The following is a 22,060-nucleotide window of genomic DNA, read 5'->3' as shown; positions in this document are numbered from 1 at the left end:
GGCATCGGCCCGGGCAGGTCGCGGTAGGACAGACCGGGGGGCGCGCGACGTGGCGCACCCCGCAGCGGGCCACGGCGCCCGACCGTCGCGGCGCCGGCGGGCAGCAGCCGCTGCCCGTCCGGTACGTGCCGCGCGGCACGGCCGCTCGTTGAACGACGGGCGGACGGTGCCACGGGCCGCGTCCGCCGGGGCAGGGCCGTCAGGAGAGTTACGCACATGGGCGAGGGGTACGCATGACCGACACCGGCCAGATTCCGGGTGAGGATTTCCCGGGCAACGCGGGTGCGGTGCCGCAGCAGGGCTCCGTCTCCGGGACCACGCACGCCCCCCGGCGGGGCGAGGACGAACTCCTCATGCCCAGCGCCCAGGGAGCCTGGAGCGAGTACCCGGCATCCGAGTGGTCCACCGGCCAGGTCCCGGCCGCCGAGGGACAGCAGCACGCCACCGGGCAGTACGTCACGGGGCACGAACAGCCGTACCCCGCAGAGGGGCAGCCGTACGCCACCGGCCAGGTGCCCGCCGCCGAGCCGCAGCCGCCGTACGCCGACGTCCAGGCCCACGAGGCCGGCGCGCACGAGCGCGCGGGCCGGGACAGCGGCGCCGTCGACGTCTCCGCCGTCCGCGCCGCCGAGACCGCCTCCGTAGCGCCGCCGCGCCGCCCGCTCCACATGGGCCCGCCCGTCCCCGGCGGCACCAGCGGCAGCCAGGTGCGCTCCCTCGCCGACCGGGGGCCCGCCGCCCACCCGGCGCCCGCCCGGCACGCGGGCCCGGCCACCGCCGGCCCCGAGTACCTCGACCAGCCCGGCCCGGCCTGGACCGGCGGCCAGGACGCCTCCTGGAACTCCGGGCAGCACGCCTCGTACGGCGACGCGGCCCCCGTCGGCCCCACCTACGCCCCGGACCACTCCGGCCACACACCCCTGCCCGCGCAGCCGGAGGCCCAGCCGCCCGCGGACCCGGCCCCGCCCACCGAGGCACAGCCCTTCCCGGAGGCACCCGCGGCCTCCACCGCCACCTGCCAGGACGCCTCCGGTGTGCCGGAGCACGCGCCCACCGGCCAGCCCGGGAGCGCGACTGAGGCCCCCGCTCCGACCGAGCCGCCGCACGCCCCCGCCGAGCAGGACCCCGCCGCTCCGGTGGACCTTCCCGGGCAGCGCACCGGTGCCGTACCGGACGCCGAGGCGGGCGAGTCCGGCAGCCCGCAGGCGGCGACCGTCGAGGAGGACCCCGTGGCCGAACCCACGCAGCCCCCGGCCGCCGACGCCTCCCTGGGGCAGTTCGTCGCCGTCCCCGGTGCCGTGCCGACCGACGGCCACCTCGCGCCCGGGACCACGTCCGAGTGGGGGGCGCCTCCGGCGGGAGTGCCCGCGCAGGCGGAGGCCGAGACCGCCTCCGCCCCCGAGGAGACCGCTCCGGAGCAGGCCGTCCCCGAGGCCCACACGGTCCAGCCCACGGCGGCCGAGGAGCCCACGGAGAGCCGGGCCGCGGTGGAGACCCCCGCGGCGCCGAAGGAGACCGAGCAGGTGCCGGCGGCCGACGAGACGGCCGAGGCCGCGCCCGCCGAAGGCCGGGCCGCCGCCGGGACCGGGACACCCGCAGAAACCTTCCCCGAGGCCGCCGAGGAGCAGACCGCAGCTCCGGAGACCGAGGCCGTCGCGCCCGAGGCCGTGGCTCTCGCCGCCCCCCAGGCCGAGCACCCCGAGGAGAGCCCTCTCCCGGACGCGTCCGGCCAGGAGGCCGTGCCCGAGGAGGCGGCAGCCGAGGTGCCCGGCGAGGTCCCGCAGGAAGAAGCGCCCCGCCCCGCGGCCCCCGGGTACGCCGAGGCCGAGCGGGACGCCGTGCTGCGCGTGATGCGCGAACGGCGCGACATCCGCAACGGCTTCCGCTCGGACCCGATCCCGCACGACGTGCTGCTGCGGGTCCTGGAGGCCGCGCACACCGCGCCCAGCGTCGGCCACTCCCAGCCCTGGGACTTCGTCGTCATCCGCTCCGCCGACACCCGGCGGGCCATGCACGAACTGGCCGAGCGTCAGCGCGAGGCGTACGCCACCTCGCTGCCCAAGGGCCGTGCCAAGCAGTTCAAGGAACTGAAGATCGAGGCCATCCTCGACACGCCGGTCAACATCGTCGTCACCGCCGACCCGACCCGGGGCGGTCGCCACACCCTCGGCCGGCACACGCAGCCGCAGATGGCCCCGTACTCCTCGGCCCTCGCCGTCGAGAACCTCTGGCTCGCCGCCCGCGCCGAGGGCCTGGGCGTGGGCTGGGTCAGCTTCTTCGACGAGCGGGAGATGGTCCGCGAGCTGGGCCTCCCCGACCACCTTGAGGTCGTCGCCTACCTGTGCGTCGGCTACGTCGACGAGTTCCCCGAGGAGCCTGAACTGATGCAGGCCGGCTGGTCCAAGCGGCGCCCCCTGTCCTGGGTCGTCCACGAGGAGACGTACGGCCGCCGCGCGCTGCCCGGCGAGGAACCGCACGACCTCCTCGGGGAGACCGTCGCCAACATCCGCCCGCTGGACGCCAAGGCGCTCGGCGAGGCGTGGGAGCGGCAGAAGCGGATGACCAAGCCCGCCGGTGCCCTCGGCATGCTGGAGATCATCTCCGCCCAGCTCAGCGGACTCTCCCGGAAGTGCCCGCCGCCCGTCCCCGAGCCCGCGGCCGTCGCGGTCTTCGCCGGGGACCACGGCGTGCACGCCCAGGGCGTCACCCCCTGGCCGCAGGAGGTGACCGGGCAGATGGTCGCCAACTTCCTCGGCGGCGGCGCGGTCTGCAACGCCTTCGCCGCCCAGGTCGGCGCCGAGGTCTGCGTCATCGACGTGGGCGTCGCCACCGAACTGCCCGCCACCCCGGGCCTGCTGCCCCGCAAGGTCCGCCCCGGCACCGCCGACATGACCACCGGCCCCGCCCTCACCCGCGAGGAGGTCAAGGCGGCCATCGAGGTCGGCATCGAGACCGCCCGCGACCTGGTCGCCGCCGGGAACAAGGCACTGCTCACCGGCGAGATGGGCATCGCCAACACCACGGCGTCCGCCGCCCTCATCTCCGTCTACACCGGTGTCGACCCGGCCGAGGTCACCGGCCGCGGCACCGGCATCAACGACGAGACGCTGGCCCGCAAGACCGAAGTGGTCCGGCGCGCCCTCGAACTGCACCGCCCGGACCCGGCCGACCCGATCGGCGTGCTCGCGGCCGTCGGTGGCCTGGAGCACGCCGCCATGGCCGGGCTCCTGCTGGGCGGCGCCAGCCTGCGCACCCCCGTCATCCTCGACGGGGTCAGCGCCGGGGCCGCCGCCCTGGTCGCCCGCGCCATCGCCCCCGAGGTGCTCGCCGCCTGCATCGCCGGGCACCGCAGCGCCGAACCGGGCCACGTCGCCGCCCTCAACAAGCTGGGCCTGCGCCCGCTGGTCGACCTCGACCTGCGCCTCGGCGAGGGCACCGGCGCCCTGCTCGCCCTGCCGATCGTGCAGAGCGCCGCCCGCGCCATGCACGAGGTCGCCACCTTCGACTCGGCCGGCGTCACCGAGAAGTGAGCCACGCGGCCGCCCGCCACCGGGCAGGGCGGCCGCCGCGGCTCTCCCCACCAGGGCCGGGGCCCGCCCGCCCCGGTCCCCGCCGTATCGTGGAGGCCGACAGCGCCCCCGCGCGGGCCCCGCGCGTCGTTCGCCGCTCCGCCGTCGCAGTGGCCCTCCTCCCGCCTGCCCGTCCCCAGGAGCCGCACCGCCATGGCCCATCCCGCCGACCACCCCGCGTATCCCGTCGGACTCCGCCTGGCCGGGCGGCGCGTCGTCGTCCTCGGTGGCGGCCAGGTGGCCCAGCGGCGGCTTCCCGGGCTCGTCGCCGCCGGCGCCGACGTCCTGCTCGTCTCGCCCTCGGCCACCGCCTCCGTCGAGGCCATGGCCGACGCCGGCGAGATCATCTGGGAGCGCCGCGGCTACCGCCCCGGCGACCTCGCCGACGCCTGGTACGCCCTGATCGCCACCAGCGACCCCGAGGCCAACACCGCCGCGTCCGCCGAGGGCGAGGCACACCGCGTCTGGTGCGTACGCGCCGACGACGCCGAGGCCGCCACCGCCTGGACCCCGGCCACCGGCCGCAGCGCCGGGGTCACCGTCGCCGTCCTCACCCGCGACACCGACCGCCGCGACCCGCGCTACACCGCGGCCGTCCGTGACGCCGTGGTCGACGGGCTCAGCGACGGCACCCTGCTCGCGGCCCGCCGCACCGCCCGCGCCGAGGACACCGCGCCACGGGTCGCCCTGGTCGGCGGCGGCCCCGGCGACCCCGACCTCATCACCGTGCGCGGACGCCGTCTGCTCGCCGAGGCCGACGTGGTCATCGCCGACCGGCTCGGCCCCCGCGACCTGCTCGCCGAACTGCCCCCCCACGTCGAGGTGATCGACGCGGCGAAGATCCCCTACGGCCGGTTCATGGCGCAGGAGGCGATCAACGCGGCCCTCGTCGAGCACGCCGAGGCCGGCAAGAGGGTGGTGCGGCTCAAGGGCGGTGACCCCTTCGTCTTCGGGCGCGGCATGGAGGAGGCGCAGGCGCTGGCCGAGGCCGGCATCGCCTGCACCGTGGTGCCGGGCATCTCCAGCTCCATCAGCGTCCCCTCGGCCGCCGGGGTCCCGGTCACCCACCGGGGCGTCGCCCACGAGTTCACCGTGGTCAGTGGCCACGTCGCGCCCGGTGACCCGCGCTCGCTGGTCGACTGGGCGGCCCTCGCCCGGCTGCGCGGCACCCTCGTCGTGCTGATGGGCGTCGACAAGATAGGTGCCATCGCCGAGGCCCTCGTCGCCCACGGCCGCGACCCGCGCACCCGGGTCGCCCTCGTCCAGGAGGGCACGACGGCCGCCCAGCGGCGGGTCGACGCGACCCTCGCCACCGTCGCGGAGACCGTCCGCGCCGAGGAGGTGCGGCCGCCCGCCGTCATCGTCATCGGCGAGGTCGTGGGCGTCGGCCCGACCGCCTGACGCGACCGCCACCGAACGGGAGTCCGCACCCCATGGCCGTACCGCAGCCCGTCACCGACCCCGATGACCCGCGCCTGCACGACTACACCGACCTCACCGACGTCGCGCTGCGCCGGCGCCGCGAACCGGCGGAGGGCCTCTTCATCGCCGAGGGCGAGAAGGTCATCCGCCGTGCCGTCGAGGCCGGCTACACCATGCGCTCCCTGCTGCTCTCCGAGAAGTGGCTCGGCGTCATGGCCGACGTCGTCGAGGCCGCCGACGCCCCGGTCCACCTGGTCACCCCCGGCCTCGCGGAGCAGGTCACCGGCTACCACGTGCACCGGGGCGCCCTCGCGGCCATGGAGCGCAAGCCGCTGCCCGACCCCGCCGAGATCCTCTCCACCGCCCGCCGGGTGGCCGTTCTCGAGGACATCGTCGACCACGCCAACGTGGGTGCCGCCTTCCGCAACGCCGCCGCGCTGGGCGTGGACGCCGTCCTGCTCAGCCCCCGCTGCGCCGACCCGCTCTACCGGCGGTCGGTCAAGGTCTCGATGGGCGCCGTCCTCCGGCTGCCCTGGACCCGGCTGGCCCACTGGCCCGCCGACGCCGGGCTCTTCGGGCGCCACGGCTTCCTGACCGCCGCCTTCTGCCTCGGCGAGCGGTCCGTCACCCTGGACGAACTGGCCGCTCGTCGGCCCGAGAAGCTGGCCCTGATGTTCGGCACCGAGGGCGACGGCCTCACTCCGGGCGCCCTGGCGGCGGCCGACACCTGGGTGCGCATCCCGATGGACGCGGGGATCGACTCGCTCAACGTCGCCGCCGCCTCGGCGGTCGCCTTCTACGCGACAAGGGGCTGAGCACCGCGTTTCGGGCGGGCACCTTCGTGCCAGTCTCCTGGGGTGACCACAGGCAGAGTCCCCGTACTGATCGACGTCCGGAAGTTCGACGGCACCCTGAGCGCACGCTGGACGGCTGAACGGCTCGGCGAGGACGAGCACGGCGTGTGGCTGGGAACGCCGGAGGGCACCGTCGGCCGTTCCGTCCGGAGAGCGTGGACGAGCCGCTTCCCGTACGTGGTGCTGATCCCGCGAGGGCAGTGGTGGACGGCGACCTTCTGCGCGGCCCCCGGCCCCGAGCTGTATGCCGACGTGTGCACCGTCCCCGAGTGGAACCCCGACCGGACAGTCGTGCACATGACCGACCTCGACCTCGATGTCGTGCGGCCCCACGGCGGCGGGGCGCACGTGGAGGACGAGGAGGAGTTCGAGGAGCACCGGGTGAGGTTCGGCTACCCCGAGCAGGTCGTCACCGAGGCGCGCCGAGCCTGCGCGTGGCTGCGCGAGGCGGGCCGCCGCCACGGTGCGGGCGCGGAACCCTTCGCCTCGGCGTACGGCCTCTGGCTCGACCTCGTCGCACCCGCAACGTGACGCCGCTCCGGCCCCGCCCCGCCAAGGGCGGGAACAGCGGGACCGGAGCGGCGTGTGCCGGCGGAGGCCGGGGGCACAAGAGTGCCGGAGTCAGGAGGCGGCAGCGCTGCCGGCCAGAGCGGCGTCCTCCTGCTGCTCCTCGGCTTCGGCCTGCCTGGCCGTGCCGGGTGCCCCCGCCCGGGGCACCTCAGCCGGGATGCCCTTGCCCTGCCGGGCGCGGTGCGCCAGCCAGAGGTCGGCGAGCAGGTTGAGGACCAGGCCGGCGCCGCCCCAGGCGGCGATGGTCAGCAGGTTGCCGCCGACGCCGGTGGAGTCGAAGTAGACCAGGGAGCGGGCCAGGTCCACAGCGGCCGGCAGCGGCAGGACGTCCTGCAGGGTGCGGAAGATCTCGGGGACCATGGAGATCGGGAGTCCGCCGCCGGAGGCCGGGACGCCCAGCAGCATCAGCACGATCATGACCGGCACGACCGCCGCCAGCCCGAGGGTCCGGGTGAAGGCACCGGCGGCCAGCGCCACGCAGAAGATGGTGGCCGCGCCCGCGCCGATCAGCACGCCCGCGTGCCCGTTCACCGCGCCGATCAGCACGTCGAAGAGGAACCAGAGCCACACGGCCATGCCGACCGCCCAGCCCGCCAGCAGCGGGAGGAACTGGCGGAGCCTGCGCAGCTCGGGGGCGCCACCGCGGAGCACCGACATGATCAGGAACCCGGCCATGATCCAGGACATCGCCACGTACAGGCTGTTGGAGCCCATGGTGTCGTCCTCGGTCAGCGGCCGTACGTCCTTCGTCTCCAGCGCCATGTGCTGCTTCTCGGCGACCTGCTGGAAGACGCCCTGCAGAACGGACTGCTGGCTGGGTCCGGCGGCCGAGGCGGTGAGCAGTTGGGCGCCGCCGTCGGGAGCGGTGGGCAGCACGTACGCCCCGGCCACCTCCTGGTCGGTGAGCTGACCGGTGGCCTCCTTCACGGAGTCGACCGGCCGCAGGTCGAACATGGCACCGAGGCTCGGCTCCAGGCCCGCGACGGCCTGCCGCGCCTGCTCCTGCGTGGCACCGACCACGGCCACCGGCATGTCCCGCACCTCGGGCTTGTGCATCGAGCCGCTCATCAGCCCGACCACCGCGACCATGATCGACAGCGGGAACAGCACGGCGGCGACGTACCGCGTGCGCGGGGCCCGGACGGGGCCGCCGGCCAGCGCGGGCAGCGGCTCCTCGGGTCCGGTGACGGCGGGGGCGGCCGGGATCGTGTGCCCGGAGCGGCGTTCCTTCAGCAGGCAGAGGGCCAGCGCGGCGACCGCCCACACGGCGAGCGTCAGCAGGTGGGAACCGAGGCCCCGCCCGTCGAAGTACAGCAGCGAGCGCAGCGCCTCGCCCGCCGCCGGCAGGGGCAGCACCCCGTGCAGGAACTGGAAGAAGCCCGGCATGGTGTGGACCGACAGCGACAGCCCCGAGGCGGGCATCCCGAAGACGACCCAGAGCAGCATGCCGAACAGCACGGCCAGCGGACCGACCAGCTTGGTGAAGAGCAGCTGGGTCAGGGCGACGGCCCCGGTCGCCAGCATGCCGACGCCGAGGAACTGCAGGTAGTGCCCGTCCACGGCGCCGACCACCGGGCCCAGGATGGCCCAGATGATGGTGCTGGTCACGGCCGACCAGCCCAGCGCGAGCGGGATGAAGCGCCGCAGCCGCAGCAAGTACGGCAGGGACATCGCCATGATGCTCAGCGGGATGTACCCCGCGAGCATCATGCCCATCCCGGCGAACAGCACCGCCGTGCCGGACATGTCTCCCTCTGCGAGCGGCGCGACGTCCTCCACCGTGGTGCGCCAGTCGTTCTCCACCGCGACCGGCGCCAGCACCTGCTGGACGGTGCTCGCCTGGGAGGCCCCCGCAGCGTTGGCCGTGTAGACGGTGGCCGTGCCACCGGTCTCGGCGGGCGGCAGCAGCGCGCCGACGATCTCGCGGTCCTTCAGGAGGCCGACGGCCTCGTCCTCGGTGGCGACGAGGCGTGCGTCGACGCTCTCCCCGGGCGCGGCGTCCAGCCCCGCGACGAGCTGCTCGGCGGCGGGACCCGAGCCCACCACGGCGACGGGCAGGTCCCGCGGGGCGGGGGAGTGCATGGTGCCGACGTACGTCGCGTACATCATCGTCACCATCAGGAACGGCATGGCGAAGAGCGCGACGTACCGCGCGATCCGGGCCTTGCGGTCCTCCTGTGGTGGGCCCGGGGGTACTTCTTCGACCGCTGCTCCGCCGTCCGGCGGGGCGCTGGTGGACGGGTCCACGTACTGCTCCTAGCTGTGAGTTTCGAGGGAAGTGCGACGGACCTGTCTCGCCACGCCGCACTGAGTGGGGGGCCGCCGGACACGAACCACCATACGCCACCTGACTTAAAAGTGCGGGATGGGCTAGGTTGGCCTCCGTCCCCACGTCCGTCAAGGCGTACGCCACCTTGGAGAACGCGACCACCGATGGCCAGATCAGACAGGTCCCGCACGGCGCTGCTCGACGCGGCGGAACGGCTGTTCGCGGAGGTGGGGATCGCGCAGACCTCGGACCGCAAGATCGCCGAGGCGGCGGGCAACAGCAACCATTCGGCCGTCGGCTACTACTTCGGCGGCCGGGAGGGCCTGCTGCGGGCCCTGCTGACCCGGCACGTCACCGTCCTGGAGCCGCGCCGCCAGGAGATGTCCGCCGCCTCCGAATCACTCCTCGACGACGTCCGCGGCCTGGTCGTGCCCGCCACCGACGCGTTGGGCGAACTCGCCCGGCAGGCGGGGGAGGGGCAGCCGACCTGGCGGGCCCGCTTCGCCCGTGCCGCCGTGCATGATCCGCAGGCCGCGGAGATCCTGCGCGACCTGGGCGGCGAGGCGCCCGCCGCGGGCCGGATCATCCAGTCGATCGTCGCCCGCCTCGACCGCCTCCCCGCCAACATCGTGCGGGGGCGGGCCGCGCTCATGACCCACATCATCACCTCGGCCTGTGCGGAGATCGAGGAAGAGGCCGACCGGGAAGCCACCGCCCCCCGCTGGGAGGCCACCGGCGACTTCCTCTCGGACGCCATCACCGGCATGCTCCTGGCCCCCGTCAGCCAGGGCCGCCGCGCCCACCACTGACGCCCGGCCCCCACCTGGGCGCCCCGCGCCCACCACCTCGCAGCCGCCCCGAGAATCCCCCCGGCCCGGCCAGACTCAGCCTGGTCGGCGTTTGAGGCCGCTCAGTGACGGCCCTCACCGGAGACGGGCACGTCGAAGCTGACCGCAGGAGCCTCCTCAGCCCCGCTCACAGCAACACGCCCCCCACCGGAGCCGGCCCCGTGGGCCGGCCCCTGGCACCCCTGCGCGGCGGCGATCCCCAGCGCCACCATCAACGTGACCACCACGAACACCACCAACCGCTGCCGCAGCAACCGAGGATTGGCAGGCCGCCGCCCCGTTCCGGTACCGCGAGGCGCCGTGCCCCGCCGCCCTGTCCGCGGCCCCTGACCGGGAGGCCGCGCCGCCCCGGTCCTCGGGTTCGCCCCGGCCCGGGGACTCCCCCCGGTCCGGGGCCGGGAGACGGAGTTCGGGTTCCGGGCCGACTCGGGACCGCCCCGCCCCGCCCCGGTACGCGGTGCCTGCGCCCGCGCCCCCGAGGGATGCGGCCTCACCCCGGAGTGCTGATGGCGCTGCGTGCGCTGCCCCTCGGGAGGCATGGTCAGCCGCCCCGTCGGCCGGTCCGGTTCCCCCCGCGGCCCCGGCGCCCGGGCGTCACTGGGCCCCTGCGCCTCCCGCGCCGCGATCTCCTTGAGTCGCAGCGACAGCTCCAGCGTGCTCGGCCGCTCCTCGGGCATCTTGGCGAGGCAGGCCAGCAGCAGGGGTGCCAGCGCGTCCGGCACCCCCGCGAGGTGCGGCTCCTCGTGCACCACGCGGTACAGCATCACCTCGGAGCTGCCGTGCCCGAACGGCGAGTCGGCCGTCGCCGCGTACGCCAGCGTCGCCCCCAGCGAGAAGACGTCGGTGGCGGGGGTGACCGCGGCGCCTCGCACCTGCTCCGGCGCGAGGAAGCCCGGGGAGCCCACGGCCGTCCCCACGTGGGTCAGTGTCGAGGCCCCCGTCGCCCAGGCGATGCCGAAGTCGATGATGCGAGGGCCCTTGGGAGAGAGCAGGATGTTGGACGGCTTCAGGTCCCGGTGGACCACCCCCGCCTCGTGGACCGCGACCAGCCCCTCGGAGAGCGCCGCCCCGACCGAGGCCACGTCGGCGGCCGACAGCGGCCCCTCGTCCGCGACCTTGTCGTGCAGCGAGGGCCCCGGTACGTACTGGGTGGCGAACCACGGCCGGTCGGCTTCCAGATCGGCGGCGACCAGCCGCGCCGTGCAGCCACCCCGGATGCGCCGGGCGGCGGAGACCTCGCGAGCGAACCGCGACCGGAACTCCTGGTCCTCGGCAAGATCCGGGCGGATCACCTTCAGTGCCACCCGCTGGCCGCGCCGGTCGGAGCCCAGATAGACCACGCCCATCCCGCCCGCGCCGAGCCGCCGGTGAAGCCTGAACGAGCCGACGACACGCGGGTCCTCGCGTCGGAGCCGCATCATCGCCATGTCCATCTCCGCTGCCCGGTCCCTGTGACGAGCCACAGCTTACGGTTCCCCGGCCCCCGGCGCTCTCAGGCCGCGCCCTTGCTTGCGCATCGATTCCGCGTGCGGTAGCGGCGAACTGAACGCCGGTCACCAGGCGTTCGACCCCTACCCTGTTGACGCCCTCTCGGCTCCAACAGGCGGTGCGGCACCCCCCTCTGACGCCCCGTCGACACGACATCGCACCGAGGCGGCATCCCTTCCCGGCCGCGCACCCACCCCGGGCCGGACACCCGGACGAGCCCCGGGGCCACGCTCCGTGCTCCTGCGCCGCCTCGTACGCGTGAGCGAAGTCACCACCCGCGCCGCCGCCCTGCAACCACAGGAGTACGCCGGAGCCGGCCCCGTCATCCTGCGGGAGGCCCGTACATCGGTACGCCGGCATGACGCTCCGCCGCCGCCCCGCGCATAGATTTCTTCTCGGACAGCGGACACGCCGCGCATCACGGCCCGGGTTGCCGCCGTCCGGAACGAACAGGAGAGGACCATGGCTGAAGCGCTGCGCACCCGAGGACGCCGCACACCGGCGGCGCTCCCGGCGGTGCGCCCCTTCGGCCCGCCGCGCGGGGACCGGCGCCACCCGCTGGTCGCCACGGCGATGGTCCTTCCCCTGGCCGCCCTTCTCGTCGTCCTCTTCGGCGGCTGGGAAGCGGTGGTGGCACAGGCGTCGTCCGTAGGTGTGATGCTGGGGCGCTGAGCGCCCCGGTCCGGGAGAGCGGCCCGGGACCCCGTGGGGACGGGGGGTACGACGGACGACAGGACGCCCGCGCGGCACGCCGCGCGGGCGTCCCCGTGCACCCGGAGCCGCCGAAGGTGCGCCGCGCACCCGCTCCCCGGCGGGCGCGCCGCGCGGGCGCCAGGCAAGCTGACCCCATGCCATGCGAGGACCTGCACGCCGCCCTGGCCGACCACGCGGCCCGCCGAGCCCACCCCGTCGCCCCGTCCCGCCCCTGCACCTGCCCCGTCCGCGTCCTGGCCGACCGGCCGGACGGCACGGTGGTGCGCCACGGCCACGTCGTGGTGAAGGCGCACGCCCCGGACGCCGGCCCCGCCCTGCGCACGCGCCTCACCGCCGCGGCCTCGCCCGCCCTGGCCGGCGTCGTGCTGCGCCCGCTGCCCGGCGCCCCCGCGCGGGTGGCCGGCCGCCTGCTGACCTGCTGGCCGTACGGCACCCCGGTGGACCCCGCCGCCCCCGGCGCCGCCCCCTGGGAGGAGACCGCCGTGCTGCTGGCCCGCCTGCACCGGACGCCGCCCTCGGTCCTCGGCGCGGCGCCACCCCCGGCCCGCGGCCCCGAGAAGGTGGAGCGCGCCCTCGACCGGCTGCGGAACTCCCCGCTCCGGGGGGCTGCCCGGGACGCGGTCCTCGCGGCGGGCACCGGTGTCCCGGTGCCGACGGCGCCCGGCCCGGCCGTCTGCCACGGCGACCTCCACCTCGGGCAGTTGGTGCGCGACCCGGAACCGGGGCGAGGCTGGGTGCTGATCGACGTGGACGACATGGGGCTCGGCGACCCGTTGTGGGACCTGGCCCGCCCGGCGGCCTGGTTCGCCTGCGGCCTGATGGCCCCCGAGGACTGGGTGCGCTTCCTGGCCGCGTACCGCGAGGCGGGTGGCACGGCGGCCGGCCCCCCGGGGGAGGAGTGGCGCCAACTGGACAGCCCGGCCCGGGCCCTGACGGCCCAGATCGCGGCGCAGGCCCTGGTCAAGGCGGAGCGGGCCGCACGGCCCCTGGACGAGGACGAGTCCGCCTTCGTGGACGCCTGCGCCAGGATGGCCCCGCTCCCGCGCGGACGGGCCCTGGACGCGGCGACGTAGGGTGCCAGGGACCGCGCCGGGGCAGTATCCCCGCGCAGGTCCCGTCCACAGGCGAGGAGTTGAGCCGAACGTGAACTGTCCGAAGTGCCACGCCCCGATGCACACCTACAACCGCAACGGTGTCCAGATCGAGCAGTGCGGGGGATGCCGGGGGATATTCCTGGACTACGGGGAGCTGGAGGCGCTGACCCGCCTGGAGTCCCAGTGGTCCCAGCAGGCCCCGCCGCCCGCCGCCCCGCCCGCGCCGCAGGCGTATCCGGCGCCGCCCGCCCCGGCCTGGGGCGCCCCGCACCATGGCGGCCACCACTACGGCCACCGCCGCGGCTTCGGCCGCATGCTCTTCTCCTCCTGACCCACCGGCCCCGTCCGTGCCCGGGTCGGCCTCCACGCCGGAGAGGCCGACCCGGGCACGCGGCCGTCGGAGATCGGGGAGCGCACGACGAAGAAGCCCCCGACCGCCTGAGGCGGCCGGGGGCTCCGGATGGTGCGCGATACTGGGATTGAACCAGTGACCTCTTCCGTGTCAGGGAAGCGCTCTCCCGCTGAGCTAATCGCGCGGGACCGACCACGACCGGAGACCGGCCGGAGTTCGGGGCTGTGGTACTGCGTGCGCGATACTGGGATTGAACCAGTGACCTCTTCCGTGTCAGGGAAGCGCTCTCCCGCTGAGCTAATCGCGCGGGCGGAACCGTGAGGTTCCGAGTGGACGATACTGGGATTGAACCAGTGACCTCTTCCGTGTCAGGGAAGCGCTCTCCCGCTGAGCTAATCGTCCTTGGAGGTGGAGACGGGATTTGAACCCGTGTAGACGGCTTTGCAGGCCGTTGCCTCGCCTCTCGGCCACTCCACCACCGCAGGGGGTCGGGAAGATCCCCCACGCCGAGCGGACGACCAGGTTCGAACTGGCGACCTCAACCTTGGCAAGGTTGCGCTCTACCAACTGAGCTACGTCCGCTTGTCTTTCCCGGGGCGCTTGCGCGTCCCGGCGACGTGTTGAACTCTAGCGGATTCCTGGGCCAGCACAAAAACGCGTTTGCGCAGCGTGCTGCGGTGACCTCGGCGAGCGGCCGTGGCAGGCGGGCCGACCTGGACTCGCGAACGTGCGCCTCCCCGCTTCCCCCCTTCCCCCGCTGGCCCGTTTCGGCGAGCTCCTGGCCACCGGTCTGCGCGACGTCACCCACGATCCCGAGGCGCTCGGCTCGGCGGGCTTCTGGGCGGTCGTCGCCGACTTCGAGTCCGGCCTGACCTGCGCACGCTTCGACGAGGTGCGCAAGGCCCCCGTACCCGCACCGCGCCCCGGAGCCTGGCGCGGGCCCGCCCCCGACGCCTGGGAGTCCTCCCTCGGGCACGCCGCGTACACGGCGGGCGTACGGCGGATCAGGGCCGCCGTCGCGCGGGGGGAGGTGTACCAGGCCAACCTCTGCCGGGTGCTCTCCGCGCCGCTGCCGGACGGCCCGGCCGCCGACGTCGACGCCCTCACCGCCCTGCTGGCCCGGGGCAACCCCGCCCCCTACGCGGGAACGGTCCGCATCCCCGCCCACGGCATCGGGGTGGCCACCGCCTCCCCCGAGCTGTTCCTGCGGCGGCGGGGGCCCGTCGTGGAATCGGGCCCCATCAAGGGGACCGGCGCCACCGAGGCGGACCTGCTGGAGAAGGACTACGCCGAGAACGTCATGATCGTCGACCTGGTCCGCAACGATCTGGGCCGCGCCGCCGCCACCGGCTCCGTCGAGGTCCCGGAACTGTGCGTGGTCGAGAAGCACCCCGGCCTGGTCCACCTCGTCTCCACGGTCCGGGCCACCCTGGCGGCGGGCGCCGGCTGGCCCGAGCTGTTCGGTGCGGCCTTTCCGCCCGGCTCGGTCACCGGGGCGCCCAAGTCGAGCGCGCTGCGGATCATCCGCGCCCTGGAACCGGTACCCCGTGGCCCCTACTGCGGCGCGGTCGGCTGGGTCGACGCCGAGCGGGGTACGGCCGAACTGGCGGTGGGCATCCGCACCTTCTGGACGGAACCCGCCGACGGCGGCGGCGTGGCACTCAAGTTCGGTACCGGCGCAGGTATCACCTGGGGGTCCGACCCCGAGCGGGAGTGGCGGGAGACCGAGCTGAAGGCGTCCCGGCTGCTGGCGATAGCGTCTGCGGGACACGAGGCGAGTGGAGGAACCCTTACGTGAAGATCTGGCTCGACGGCGCCCTGCGGGACGCCGGTACCGCGCAGGTGTCCGTCCTGGACCACGGGCTGACCGTCGGCGACGGCGTCTTCGAGACGCTCAAGGCGGTCGACGGCCGCGCGTTCGCGCTCACCCGCCATCTGGACCGCCTCGCACGATCCGCACGCGGCCTCGGCCTGCCCGAACCCGACCTCGACGAGGTGCGCCGCGCCTGCGCCGCCGTGCTCGCGGCCGAACCGGTCCCACTGGGGCGGCTCCGGATCACCTACACCGGCGGCCTCTCCCCGCTCGGTTCCGACCGCGGTGACCAGCCGCCGACCCTCGTCGTAGCCGTCGGCGAGGCCCACCGGCGCCCCGAGACGACCGCCGTCGTCACCGTCGACTGGACCCGCAACGAGCGGGGCGCGCTGACCGGCCTCAAGACCACCTCGTACGCCGAGAACGTGGTCGCGCTCGCCCGCGCCCGCGAACAGGGGGCCACCGAGGCGCTGTTCGCGAACACCGTCGGCGCGCTCTGCGAGGGCACCGGCTCCAACGTCTTCGTCGTCCTCGACGGCGAGATCCACACCCCGCCGGTCTCCTCCGGCTGCCTCGCCGGGATCACCCGCGCGCTGACCGTGGAGTGGACCGGGGCGCGCGAGACCGACCTGCCGATGGACGTCCTGGAACGGGCCGACGAGATCTTCCTGACCTCCTCCCTCCGCGACGTGCAGGGCGTTCACCGGGTCGACGGCCGCACCCTGGCCGCCGCCCCCGGACCAGTCACCGCCAAGGCCATCGGGATCTTCGCGGAGCGGTCCGCCGCCGACATCGACCCCTGAGCCCGAAACCGTGGTGACAGGTGCGGTCGGCAGGGGTAGAACCGGACCGATGACCACCACCCTGCGGCCCTCCGCGCCGCTTCAGCGCGAGCCGGACGGCACCGTCCGCCTCCGGCCGTACGACATTTGCGTCAACGGCCGGCCGGCCGGGAGCCTGCACATCGGCACCGCCCCCGGCATGGGCCCCACCGTCGGCCTCCTGGACGGCCTCGCCGTGCGGGAGGCCGACCGGGGCCGGGGCAGGGCGACGGTGGCACTGCTCGCCGCCGAGGAGGTGCTGCGCGGCTGGGGCTGCACCATGGTCCGCTGCACGGTGCCCGGCGACGCCGGTCCCGCGCTGCGCCTGGCCACCGCTCTCGGATGGACCGAGCGCGGCCGGAACATGGTGAAGACCCTGCCGCCCACCCCGCCACCGCTGGCGCCCGGCGTCACCGCACGCCCCATGACCCCCGAGGAGTACACGGCCTGGGAAGCCGAATCGCGGGCCGGATACGCCCGGGAGTGGAGCTCCCGCGGCCTCACCGAGGAGCAGGCCCGCACCAAGTCCGAGGCCAGCTACCGGGACAACCTCCCCGAGGGCCTCGACACCCCGGGCGTCTCCTTCGGCGTGGTGGAGGCGGACGGCGTGGCCGCCGGACACGTCTGGGTCACCTCCAGCGAGGCGGCGCCCGGCACACCCGGCTCGTACGTCTTCGACGTGGAGGTTCGCCCGGAGTGCCGGGGCCGCGGGCTCGGGCGGGCGCTCATGCTCCTCGCCGAGCGCACCGCCCTCGCCGCGGGCGACCGGGCCATCGGGCTGCACGTCTTCGCGGACAACACCCCGGCAAGGCGGCTCTACGACTCCCTCGGCTACACCACCACCCGCCTCCACTGGTCCAAGCGGCTCTGAGGCGGCCGGGGCGCCGGCTCAGCCCGCCAGCAGCCGGTCGGCGATCTCCTCGATCCGGGCCCGCAGCCCCTCCTGGCTCTTGCCGCCGTCCAGCCGCTCCCCGCCGATCACGTAGGTCGGTGTGCCGGTGACCTTGAGCGCCTTGCCCTCGGCCTGGTCGGCGTCGACGATCAGGATGTGCCGGCCGTCGACCAGCGCGGTGTCGAACTCCTCCGCGTCCAGCTCCAGCTCACCGGCGATCTCGACCAGCAGCGGCTCGCCCGCGCGGTCCAGTTCCTCGGCGCGGTCCAGCACCGCGCGGACGTACTCCCACCCCTTGCCCTGTACCAGCGCCTCCTCGGCGGCCTGGGCGGCGGCGAAGGCGTGCCGGTGCTTCTCCAGCGGGAAGTGCCGCAGGCGGATGTCCAGACGGTTGCCGTAGCGCTCACGCAGGGCGTCGAGGTCGCCGAGGGCGGTGCGGCAGTCGGGGCACTGGAGCTCGCACCAGACGTCGAGGACGACGGGCGAGGTGGGGGAAGAGGAGTCGTTCATGGGCGACAGTCTTCCAGCCGGGCACCGGCCGGCCGAATCCGGCGGCCGACCCGCCCGTGGGGAGGAGAGCGTCCCGGAGATCTCCCGGAGATCGGGCGGCCGGCGCCACGGGGCGTGGCCATCCGCACCCCGGTCGGTGCAGGATGGAAGGAGCCGCACTCACCTGCCTGGAGGACCGGATGCTTGCCGAGACCGTGTGTTCAGCCGTGGCCGCGGCCGGCCTGGGCATCGCCGCCGTGACCGCCTACCGCAAGCGGTTCCTCACCGCGACGCGGATCGCCGCCTACGCCCTGGTCCCCGCCGGACTGGTGCTGACCGGCGCGGTCGCGTGGGTGGTCAGGACCGCTTTCAGCCCGAGCGCGTGGGCCGGGTTCGGCATCCTCGGACTCGCCTGGTTGCTCTTCATGACGACCCGGACGATCGAGCGCCGCCGGGGGAACCGCAAGGAGCGGGCGGCGGGGGCACCAGGGGCGGTCGACAGCTCCGCGCGCCCCGCCGTCGGCGGCAGTACCGGCGCCGGGTCGGCGGCCCAGGCCCCCGCCACCGGAAAGAAGCAGGCCGGCGGGGACGACGACTTCTCCGACATCGAGGCCATCCTCAAGAAGCACGGCATCTGAGGGACCCGCGCGCGAGATCGTTCCCGCCGCGCGCCCCGAGGCGGCGTACGCCCCCGGGCGCGCGGCTTCCTCGTGCGCGCCTTGGCGCGCACGTGGCGCGCTCACGGGAACCGGTGAACATGGCGCCCCGCCCCTGGCAGACGGCCTTTCAGGGCTGGTCGGGCGGGTCATGATCTCCGCGAGATGCTCGACACCACACCGCCCGAACACGCCCCCGCACGCCCCGACGCCGAGCGTCGCGGCTGCCTCTTCGCCCTCTCCCAGCCGCCGCTGATGATCTTCCTTCTGGTGATCGGCTGCCTGCTGATGCTCGGGGCGGTGCATGACCTGTTCCTGTTGTGAGGCGGGCCGCCGGCCCGCCGCTCAGCCCGCCGCCTCCCGGCGCCGCGCCCGGTACGCGGCCACGTGCAGCCGGTTGCCGCAGGTACGGCCGGAACAGTAGCGCCGCGAGCGGTTGCGGGAGAGGTCCACGAAGGCGTTGGCGCAGTCCGGCGCCTCGCACCGGCGCAGCCGCTCACGCTCCCCGGCGACCACGAAGAACGCCAGCGCCATCCCGCCGTCGGCCGCGAGGTGGTCGGCGACCGAGGCGCCCGGCGCGAAGTAGTGCACGTGCCAGTCGAAGCCGTCGTGGTCGGTGAGCCGGGGCGTGGTCCCGGCCGCCGCCACCAGTTCGTTGATCACCAGGGCCGCGTCCCCCGTCCGCTCGGCGGCGAAGACCGCCTCGAAGCGCTCCCGCACCTGGCGCACGGCGGTCAGGTCCCCGGTATCGAGCTGCCCCACGTCGCTCACCCCGTGCGCGTCGACGAAGGCACGCAACGCGGTGGCGTCGGCCAGTCCGTCCGGGCGGCCGTTGCCCTCCGCGGTGTTCAGCAGGCCGACCACGGCGTCCAGCGCACATCGGGTGTCGTGGGTGATCAGCACGGGTCGCTCCCTGGCCTGGAGGTCGGGCCGGTGCCCGCCGGTGCTGGCCGATGGTAGACGAGCCCGTCCGGCGCCCGCCGGGAGAAGGGACCACTGCGGCAGGCGCCGGACGCACGAGTGCCGCCTCCCGCGCCGGACGCGCGGTGGCGGCACTCGTACTCCGTGAGCGGTTGTCGGACCCCGGGCCGCCTCCCCGAGTCGGGCGGCCGGGCGGAGCTGGCGCGCTGGCCCGGAAGGGTCAGCTCTCCGCCAGGATGTGCGACAGTTCCGTGTCGAGATCGAAGTGACGGTGCTCGGTGCCCGGGGGCACCGCCGCGTCCGTGCGCTTCAGGAAGGATTCCAGCGCCCGCGCCGGGGCTTCGAGCAGAGCCTCACCTTCGGGGGAGCTCAGGGCGATGCAGACGACGCCCTGACCGTGGCTGCGGGACGGCCAGACTCGGACGTCGCCGGTGCCGGTGGGCCGGTGCAGGCCCTCGGCGAGGAGGTCGCGGGCGAACACCCACTCGACCGTCTCCTCGGCTCCGGTGTGGAAGGTGGCGTGCACGGCATAGGGATCGGCCGTGTCATACCGCAGTCCTGCGGGAACAGGCAGTGAGGACTCGCTCGACACAACGAGGCGCAGGTGCAGCTCGCAGCTGACCGTGGTGTTCATAAGCGCCAGGGCCTTTCGCTCAGTGTGCGCTCGGGGATTCGCACGTCGGCGAAATCGACATGCCACCTACGGTGCCGTCGTAAACCCCTCTGGGCATTTTGCGAAGCGCGAGATACCTCGTACGGCCGAGTATTCGGGGCGGGTGCGGCCATTCCGGCTGGGCGCGTGCGTCGGGTAGGTTTGTCCCCATGAATACGGGGAGTGACGACGCCGGTTCCACCGCGGTGGTGGAGGGTGGAGCGAAGAAGAAGCCCGAGCACCGGCTCGGTTCGCGGGCGCCGCGGTTCGTCCGGCGCCGCCGGGCCCTGCACCTGAGCTGGCAGGTGGGCGTGTTCGTGGTGGGTCTGGCCGTCGTGGGGGCCGGGGTGCTGATGCTGGCCCTGCCCGGGCCGGGGTGGCTGGTGATCTTCGCCGGCATGGCCGTCTGGTCCACGGAGTTCGTCTGGGCGCAACTGGTGCTGCGCTGGACGCGCCGGAAGGTCACCGAGGCGGCCCAGCGGGCGCTCGACCCGAAGGTCCGCCGCCGGAACCTCATCCTGACCTCGGTCGCCGTGGTGATCGGCGCCGCGCTCTGCGCCCTGTACCTGTGGCGCTTCGGGCTGACGATGCCCTGGAACATCACCTGGTGAGCCCGGTCGGCGCCGGCCGTCCGGCCGGTGCGCGCGGGGGTGTCGGGGGCACCCGCTGACATGCGGTAATGTTCTCTCTGCGCCCGGGCGATTAGCTCAGTGGGAGAGCGCTTCGTTCACACCGAAGAGGTCACTGGTTCGAACCCAGTATCGCCCACCCCGGGACTGCGACCCGAAGGCTTCCAGCCTTCGGGTCGCAGTCGTGTGCGGAGCCGGGTGACCCGTCCTGGGTGTGACGCCGGGTGACCGTGGGTGTAGTGCGGGCGTCTGCGGAAAAATGTCCGGAGTAAAGGTTCCGTCGCTATGTATGGCGTACGCCACGCGGATCGTCCGGGTGACGTTTCATCAGTTCTCTGCGGATGCCGGGAATTCACGTGCCGAAATGCTTTCCGCCCTTTCCTGCTTTTCGTACTCCCTGCTTTTCCGTCCTCAATGTGGAATGTTCTCCGCCGGGCCGGTTGCTGACGGCGTATTTGTCGACTTGGCGTCAGAAGGTGCGGCGGGCGTGGCCGTGTGAGTGGCGGGGCAGTCTTGCCGGCATGGATCTGAACCGCTACCGCTTCCACAGTCGCTGGGAGGTGCCCGCCGCCCCCGACGCCGTCTACCGGGTGCTGGAGGACGTTCCCGGATACCCCCGCTGGTGGCGCGAGGTGCGCGAGGTGGAACGCACCGGTGAGACGGAGGGCGTGCTCCGCTTCCGCTCGTTGCTCCCCTACGACCTGCGGGTCACAGCCCGCGTCCGCAGGCGGGACCCGGACGCCCGGCTGCTGGAGGCCGCCCTCGGCGGGGACCTGGTGGGGGCACTGGTGTGGCGGGTCGGTGCCGTCCCCAGCGGCGCGCGCGTCGACTTCGACCAGGACGTCCGGGTCGCCTCGCGGGTGATGCGCCTGCTGGCCGTGCCCGGGCGTCCTCTCTTCCGCGCCAACCACGCCCTGATGATGCGGTCCGGGCGGGCGGGGCTGGCGCGGCTGCTCGCCGCCGCGAAGCCGGTTTGAACGCCGGGCCCCGGGGCCTGTATGGTTCGGTGCGTTCCCGGGCGATTAGCTCAGTGGGAGAGCGCTTCGTTCACACCGAAGAGGTCACTGGTTCGAACCCAGTATCGCCCACCCCGGGAGAGCCGGTCCGTCGATGACGGACCGGCTCTTCGCTGTCCGGGGCCGCCTACGGGGCCGCTCAGGCGGCCGCCGCCGCCCGAGGGCGCAGCGGCCACGCCGCGCCCGTCCCCTCCGCCCGCCGCGCGGGGCCGCCTCGTACCTGTGCGGCGTGCCAGTCCTCCTGGAGCGCGTGGAGTTCGCCCGGCGTCAGCCGCCGCAACCGGGGCGCGAAGACCCGCGCCAGTGCCCGGACCACCTCGATCGCCGTCCGCGCCTGTTCCGTCGGGTCGTACGGCGGCGCCGCCGGTACGCCGTACCGGACGCAGAGGGCGTCCAGTCGCCGCGACCCCTTGCGGTACCGGTCGAGATGGGTGTCGAGGACGCGTGGGTCCAGCACGCTCAGCGGCACCCCGGCCAGATGGGCGCCGAGCGACGAGGCGCGGTGGCGCCGCAGTTCGCGGTCGAGCAGGGTCAGCGCGGCCGGCGCGTCGTCGACCACCAGCGGGCGGCCCGCCGCCGCGTGCCCGGCCAGTGCCCGGCCGACCTCCTCCATCACCGGCGCCGGCCAGCGCCCCGTACGTTCCACCTGGTCCCGCGTCAGGCCGTGGTGCGCGGCCTCCTCCTCGGTCATCGCCACCCCCGGGCTGACCAGCCAGCGCAGCACCCTCGGGCGCGTCCCCGCCAGGTCCTGGACGACGACGGCGGCCGTCACCAGCCGGTCCTTCTCGGCGTCGGGGCCGGTCGCCGAGAGGCTCAGCGCGGCCAACGGGCCCTCGTACCAGTGCGTCATGGCGAACCAGCTCCTCCCACCCGCGCGGACGGCTTCCCGCCCGGGAGGTGATACCCGTCCGTCCGGGCCGGTACGCGGCGAACCCACGTCTCGGCCGTCCTGTGGGCGGTGCGCCCGCAGGCCGCGCAGGGTGCCGCTCTC

General features: G+C 74.6%; 21 protein-coding genes and 7 tRNA genes. 17 read left to right on the top strand and 11 right to left on the bottom strand.

Going from position 1 to position 22,060, the window contains the following annotated elements:
* Positions 1-233 precede the first annotated feature (233 nt).
* The 4 genes from cobT to ACSLIC_RS02860 all read left to right on the top strand — a co-directional run bounded on the left by cobT (position 234) and on the right by ACSLIC_RS02860 (position 6,376).
* Positions 234-3,530 carry a nicotinate-nucleotide--dimethylbenzimidazole phosphoribosyltransferase gene (cobT, locus tag ACSLIC_RS02875; protein ID WP_436736087.1) on the top strand — a complete coding sequence of 1,099 codons (3,297 nt, stop codon included), beginning with the start codon at positions 234-236 and terminating at the stop codon, positions 3,528-3,530.
* Positions 3,531-3,722: 192 nt separating this feature from the next.
* On the top strand, positions 3,723-4,970 hold the full coding sequence (cobA, locus tag ACSLIC_RS02870; protein ID WP_436736086.1) for a uroporphyrinogen-III C-methyltransferase: 1,248 nt from the start codon (positions 3,723-3,725) through the stop codon (positions 4,968-4,970).
* Positions 4,971-5,002: 32 nt separating this feature from the next.
* Entirely contained in the window at positions 5,003-5,806 is an 804-nt protein-coding gene (locus tag ACSLIC_RS02865) for a TrmH family RNA methyltransferase (protein ID WP_436736085.1), read from the top strand.
* Between the two features lie 42 nt (positions 5,807-5,848).
* A complete protein-coding gene (locus tag ACSLIC_RS02860) occupies positions 5,849-6,376 on the top strand; it encodes a DUF402 domain-containing protein (protein ID WP_436736084.1) in 528 nt (175 codons plus the stop codon).
* Positions 6,377-6,466: 90 nt separating this feature from the next.
* Here the strand turns inward: ACSLIC_RS02860 and ACSLIC_RS02855 are convergent, their stop codons facing one another.
* The gene (locus ACSLIC_RS02855; RefSeq protein WP_436736083.1) at positions 6,467-8,662 is read right to left on the bottom strand and encodes an ABC transporter permease; all 2,196 of its coding nucleotides are present in this window, start codon (positions 8,660-8,662) and stop codon (positions 6,467-6,469) included.
* A gap of 186 nt (positions 8,663-8,848) precedes the next feature.
* Here ACSLIC_RS02855 and ACSLIC_RS02850 point away from each other — a divergent pair, with 186 nt between their 5' ends.
* A complete protein-coding gene (locus ACSLIC_RS02850) occupies positions 8,849-9,493 on the top strand; it encodes a TetR/AcrR family transcriptional regulator (protein ID WP_436736082.1) in 645 nt (214 codons plus the stop codon).
* Between the two features lie 101 nt (positions 9,494-9,594).
* On the opposite strand, the gene ACSLIC_RS02845 is transcribed toward ACSLIC_RS02850, so the two are convergent.
* On the bottom strand, positions 9,595-10,965 hold the full coding sequence (locus tag ACSLIC_RS02845; protein ID WP_436740257.1) for a protein kinase domain-containing protein: 1,371 nt from the start codon (positions 10,963-10,965) through the stop codon (positions 9,595-9,597).
* A gap of 517 nt (positions 10,966-11,482) precedes the next feature.
* Here ACSLIC_RS02845 and ACSLIC_RS02840 point away from each other — a divergent pair.
* The 3 genes from ACSLIC_RS02840 to ACSLIC_RS02830 all read left to right on the top strand — a co-directional run bounded on the left by ACSLIC_RS02840 (position 11,483) and on the right by ACSLIC_RS02830 (position 13,159).
* Positions 11,483-11,692: a hypothetical protein gene (locus tag ACSLIC_RS02840; protein WP_436736081.1), complete on the top strand. Its 210-nt coding sequence runs from the start codon at positions 11,483-11,485 to the stop codon at positions 11,690-11,692.
* Positions 11,693-11,868: 176 nt separating this feature from the next.
* Entirely contained in the window at positions 11,869-12,807 is a 939-nt protein-coding gene (locus ACSLIC_RS02835) for a phosphotransferase family protein (RefSeq protein ID WP_436736080.1), read from the top strand.
* 70 nt (positions 12,808-12,877) lie between these two features.
* Entirely contained in the window at positions 12,878-13,159 is a 282-nt protein-coding gene (locus ACSLIC_RS02830; protein ID WP_436736079.1) for a zf-TFIIB domain-containing protein, read from the top strand.
* Between the two features lie 130 nt (positions 13,160-13,289).
* On the opposite strand, the gene ACSLIC_RS02825 is transcribed toward ACSLIC_RS02830, so the two are convergent.
* The 5 genes from ACSLIC_RS02825 to ACSLIC_RS02805 all read right to left on the bottom strand — a co-directional run bounded on the left by ACSLIC_RS02825 (position 13,290) and on the right by ACSLIC_RS02805 (position 13,762).
* Positions 13,290-13,364: transfer RNA gene (locus tag ACSLIC_RS02825), tRNA-Val, on the bottom strand.
* 51 nt (positions 13,365-13,415) lie between these two features.
* Positions 13,416-13,487, bottom strand: a tRNA-Val gene (locus tag ACSLIC_RS02820).
* 23 nt (positions 13,488-13,510) lie between these two features.
* Positions 13,511-13,582, bottom strand: a tRNA-Val gene (locus ACSLIC_RS02815).
* A 1-nt stretch (position 13,583) separates the two neighbouring features.
* Positions 13,584-13,657 (bottom strand) — tRNA-Cys (locus ACSLIC_RS02810).
* A gap of 32 nt (positions 13,658-13,689) precedes the next feature.
* Positions 13,690-13,762, bottom strand: a tRNA-Gly gene (locus ACSLIC_RS02805).
* A 145-nt stretch (positions 13,763-13,907) separates the two neighbouring features.
* Here ACSLIC_RS02805 and ACSLIC_RS02800 point away from each other — a divergent pair.
* Genes ACSLIC_RS02800 through ACSLIC_RS02790 form a run of 3 tightly spaced genes read left to right on the top strand, consistent with a single transcriptional unit; the run spans position 13,908 to position 16,685 of the window.
* Positions 13,908-14,978 carry a chorismate-binding protein gene (locus tag ACSLIC_RS02800; RefSeq protein ID WP_436736078.1) on the top strand — a complete coding sequence of 357 codons (1,071 nt, stop codon included), beginning with the start codon at positions 13,908-13,910 and terminating at the stop codon, positions 14,976-14,978.
* Positions 14,975-15,796 carry an aminotransferase class IV gene (locus ACSLIC_RS02795; RefSeq protein ID WP_436736077.1) on the top strand — a complete coding sequence of 274 codons (822 nt, stop codon included), beginning with the start codon at positions 14,975-14,977 and terminating at the stop codon, positions 15,794-15,796. The genes ACSLIC_RS02800 and ACSLIC_RS02795 overlap by 4 nt, the downstream gene beginning before the upstream one ends.
* Before the next feature lie 49 nt (positions 15,797-15,845).
* Positions 15,846-16,685 (top strand): GNAT family N-acetyltransferase, encoded by an 840-nt coding sequence (locus ACSLIC_RS02790; protein ID WP_436736076.1) that lies wholly within the window; start codon positions 15,846-15,848, stop codon positions 16,683-16,685.
* An 18-nt stretch (positions 16,686-16,703) separates the two neighbouring features.
* On the opposite strand, the gene ACSLIC_RS02785 is transcribed toward ACSLIC_RS02790, so the two are convergent.
* Complete coding sequence (locus ACSLIC_RS02785) at positions 16,704-17,216, bottom strand: DsbA family protein (RefSeq protein WP_436736075.1); 513 nt, start codon at positions 17,214-17,216, stop codon at positions 16,704-16,706.
* 179 nt (positions 17,217-17,395) lie between these two features.
* Between ACSLIC_RS02785 and ACSLIC_RS02780 the strand changes: the two genes are divergently transcribed.
* Together ACSLIC_RS02780 and ACSLIC_RS02775 are read left to right on the top strand one after the other, a co-directional pair.
* Complete coding sequence (locus tag ACSLIC_RS02780; protein ID WP_436736074.1) at positions 17,396-17,833, top strand: hypothetical protein; 438 nt, start codon at positions 17,396-17,398, stop codon at positions 17,831-17,833.
* Positions 17,834-18,016: 183 nt separating this feature from the next.
* Positions 18,017-18,175 carry a hypothetical protein gene (locus ACSLIC_RS02775; RefSeq protein WP_023420323.1) on the top strand — a complete coding sequence of 53 codons (159 nt, stop codon included), beginning with the start codon at positions 18,017-18,019 and terminating at the stop codon, positions 18,173-18,175.
* 21 nt (positions 18,176-18,196) lie between these two features.
* Here ACSLIC_RS02775 and ACSLIC_RS02770 read toward each other — a convergent pair whose 3' ends face one another.
* The gene (locus tag ACSLIC_RS02770) at positions 18,197-18,754 is read right to left on the bottom strand and encodes a CGNR zinc finger domain-containing protein (protein ID WP_436736073.1); all 558 of its coding nucleotides are present in this window, start codon (positions 18,752-18,754) and stop codon (positions 18,197-18,199) included.
* A gap of 238 nt (positions 18,755-18,992) precedes the next feature.
* A complete protein-coding gene (locus ACSLIC_RS02765; protein ID WP_003959770.1) occupies positions 18,993-19,406 on the bottom strand; it encodes an SsgA family sporulation/cell division regulator in 414 nt (137 codons plus the stop codon).
* A gap of 188 nt (positions 19,407-19,594) precedes the next feature.
* Between ACSLIC_RS02765 and ACSLIC_RS02760 the strand changes: the two genes are divergently transcribed.
* From ACSLIC_RS02760 to ACSLIC_RS02745, 4 genes are all read left to right on the top strand, one after another.
* Entirely contained in the window at positions 19,595-20,035 is a 441-nt protein-coding gene (locus ACSLIC_RS02760; protein WP_436736072.1) for a TIGR02611 family protein, read from the top strand.
* A gap of 85 nt (positions 20,036-20,120) precedes the next feature.
* A tRNA-Val gene (locus tag ACSLIC_RS02755) sits at positions 20,121-20,192 on the top strand.
* 382 nt (positions 20,193-20,574) lie between these two features.
* Complete coding sequence (locus tag ACSLIC_RS02750) at positions 20,575-21,030, top strand: SRPBCC family protein (RefSeq protein WP_436736071.1); 456 nt, start codon at positions 20,575-20,577, stop codon at positions 21,028-21,030.
* A gap of 39 nt (positions 21,031-21,069) precedes the next feature.
* A tRNA-Val gene (locus tag ACSLIC_RS02745) sits at positions 21,070-21,141 on the top strand.
* A 67-nt stretch (positions 21,142-21,208) separates the two neighbouring features.
* Here ACSLIC_RS02745 and ACSLIC_RS02740 read toward each other — a convergent pair.
* Positions 21,209-21,919 carry a 3'-5' exonuclease gene (locus tag ACSLIC_RS02740; RefSeq protein ID WP_436740256.1) on the bottom strand — a complete coding sequence of 237 codons (711 nt, stop codon included), beginning with the start codon at positions 21,917-21,919 and terminating at the stop codon, positions 21,209-21,211.
* Positions 21,920-22,060 lie beyond the last annotated feature (141 nt).

The organism is Streptomyces sp. BBFR102 (assembly GCF_051397025.1).
Classification (GTDB): domain Bacteria; phylum Actinomycetota; class Actinomycetes; order Streptomycetales; family Streptomycetaceae; genus Streptomyces.
This window is presented reverse-complemented; position numbering and strand designations above follow the sequence as displayed.

What these genes read in the sequence shown, in the direction of transcription:
- ACSLIC_RS02850 (WP_436736082.1), top strand. Translation starts at nt 8,849, where the DNA reads ATGGCCAGATCAGACAGGTCCCGCACGGCGCTGCTCGACGCGGCGGAA.
- ACSLIC_RS02790 (WP_436736076.1), top strand. Translation starts at nt 15,846, where the DNA reads ATGACCACCACCCTGCGGCCCTCCGCGCCGCTTCAGCGCGAGCCGGAC.
- cobA (WP_436736086.1), top strand. Translation starts at nt 3,723, where the DNA reads ATGGCCCATCCCGCCGACCACCCCGCGTATCCCGTCGGACTCCGCCTG.
- ACSLIC_RS02750 (WP_436736071.1), top strand. Translation starts at nt 20,575, where the DNA reads ATGGATCTGAACCGCTACCGCTTCCACAGTCGCTGGGAGGTGCCCGCC.
- ACSLIC_RS02845 (WP_436740257.1), bottom strand. Translation starts at nt 10,965, where the DNA reads ATGGACATGGCGATGATGCGGCTCCGACGCGAGGACCCGCGTGTCGTC.
- ACSLIC_RS02785 (WP_436736075.1), bottom strand. Translation starts at nt 17,216, where the DNA reads ATGAACGACTCCTCTTCCCCCACCTCGCCCGTCGTCCTCGACGTCTGG.
- ACSLIC_RS02760 (WP_436736072.1), top strand. Translation starts at nt 19,595, where the DNA reads ATGAATACGGGGAGTGACGACGCCGGTTCCACCGCGGTGGTGGAGGGT.
- ACSLIC_RS02775 (WP_023420323.1), top strand. Translation starts at nt 18,017, where the DNA reads ATGCTCGACACCACACCGCCCGAACACGCCCCCGCACGCCCCGACGCC.
- ACSLIC_RS02865 (WP_436736085.1), top strand. Translation starts at nt 5,003, where the DNA reads ATGGCCGTACCGCAGCCCGTCACCGACCCCGATGACCCGCGCCTGCAC.
- ACSLIC_RS02780 (WP_436736074.1), top strand. Translation starts at nt 17,396, where the DNA reads ATGCTTGCCGAGACCGTGTGTTCAGCCGTGGCCGCGGCCGGCCTGGGC.
- cobT (WP_436736087.1), top strand. Translation starts at nt 234, where the DNA reads ATGACCGACACCGGCCAGATTCCGGGTGAGGATTTCCCGGGCAACGCG.
- ACSLIC_RS02740 (WP_436740256.1), bottom strand. Translation starts at nt 21,919, where the DNA reads ATGACGCACTGGTACGAGGGCCCGTTGGCCGCGCTGAGCCTCTCGGCG.
- ACSLIC_RS02840 (WP_436736081.1), top strand. Translation starts at nt 11,483, where the DNA reads ATGGCTGAAGCGCTGCGCACCCGAGGACGCCGCACACCGGCGGCGCTC.
- ACSLIC_RS02835 (WP_436736080.1), top strand. Translation starts at nt 11,869, where the DNA reads ATGCCATGCGAGGACCTGCACGCCGCCCTGGCCGACCACGCGGCCCGC.
- ACSLIC_RS02765 (WP_003959770.1), bottom strand. Translation starts at nt 19,406, where the DNA reads ATGAACACCACGGTCAGCTGCGAGCTGCACCTGCGCCTCGTTGTGTCG.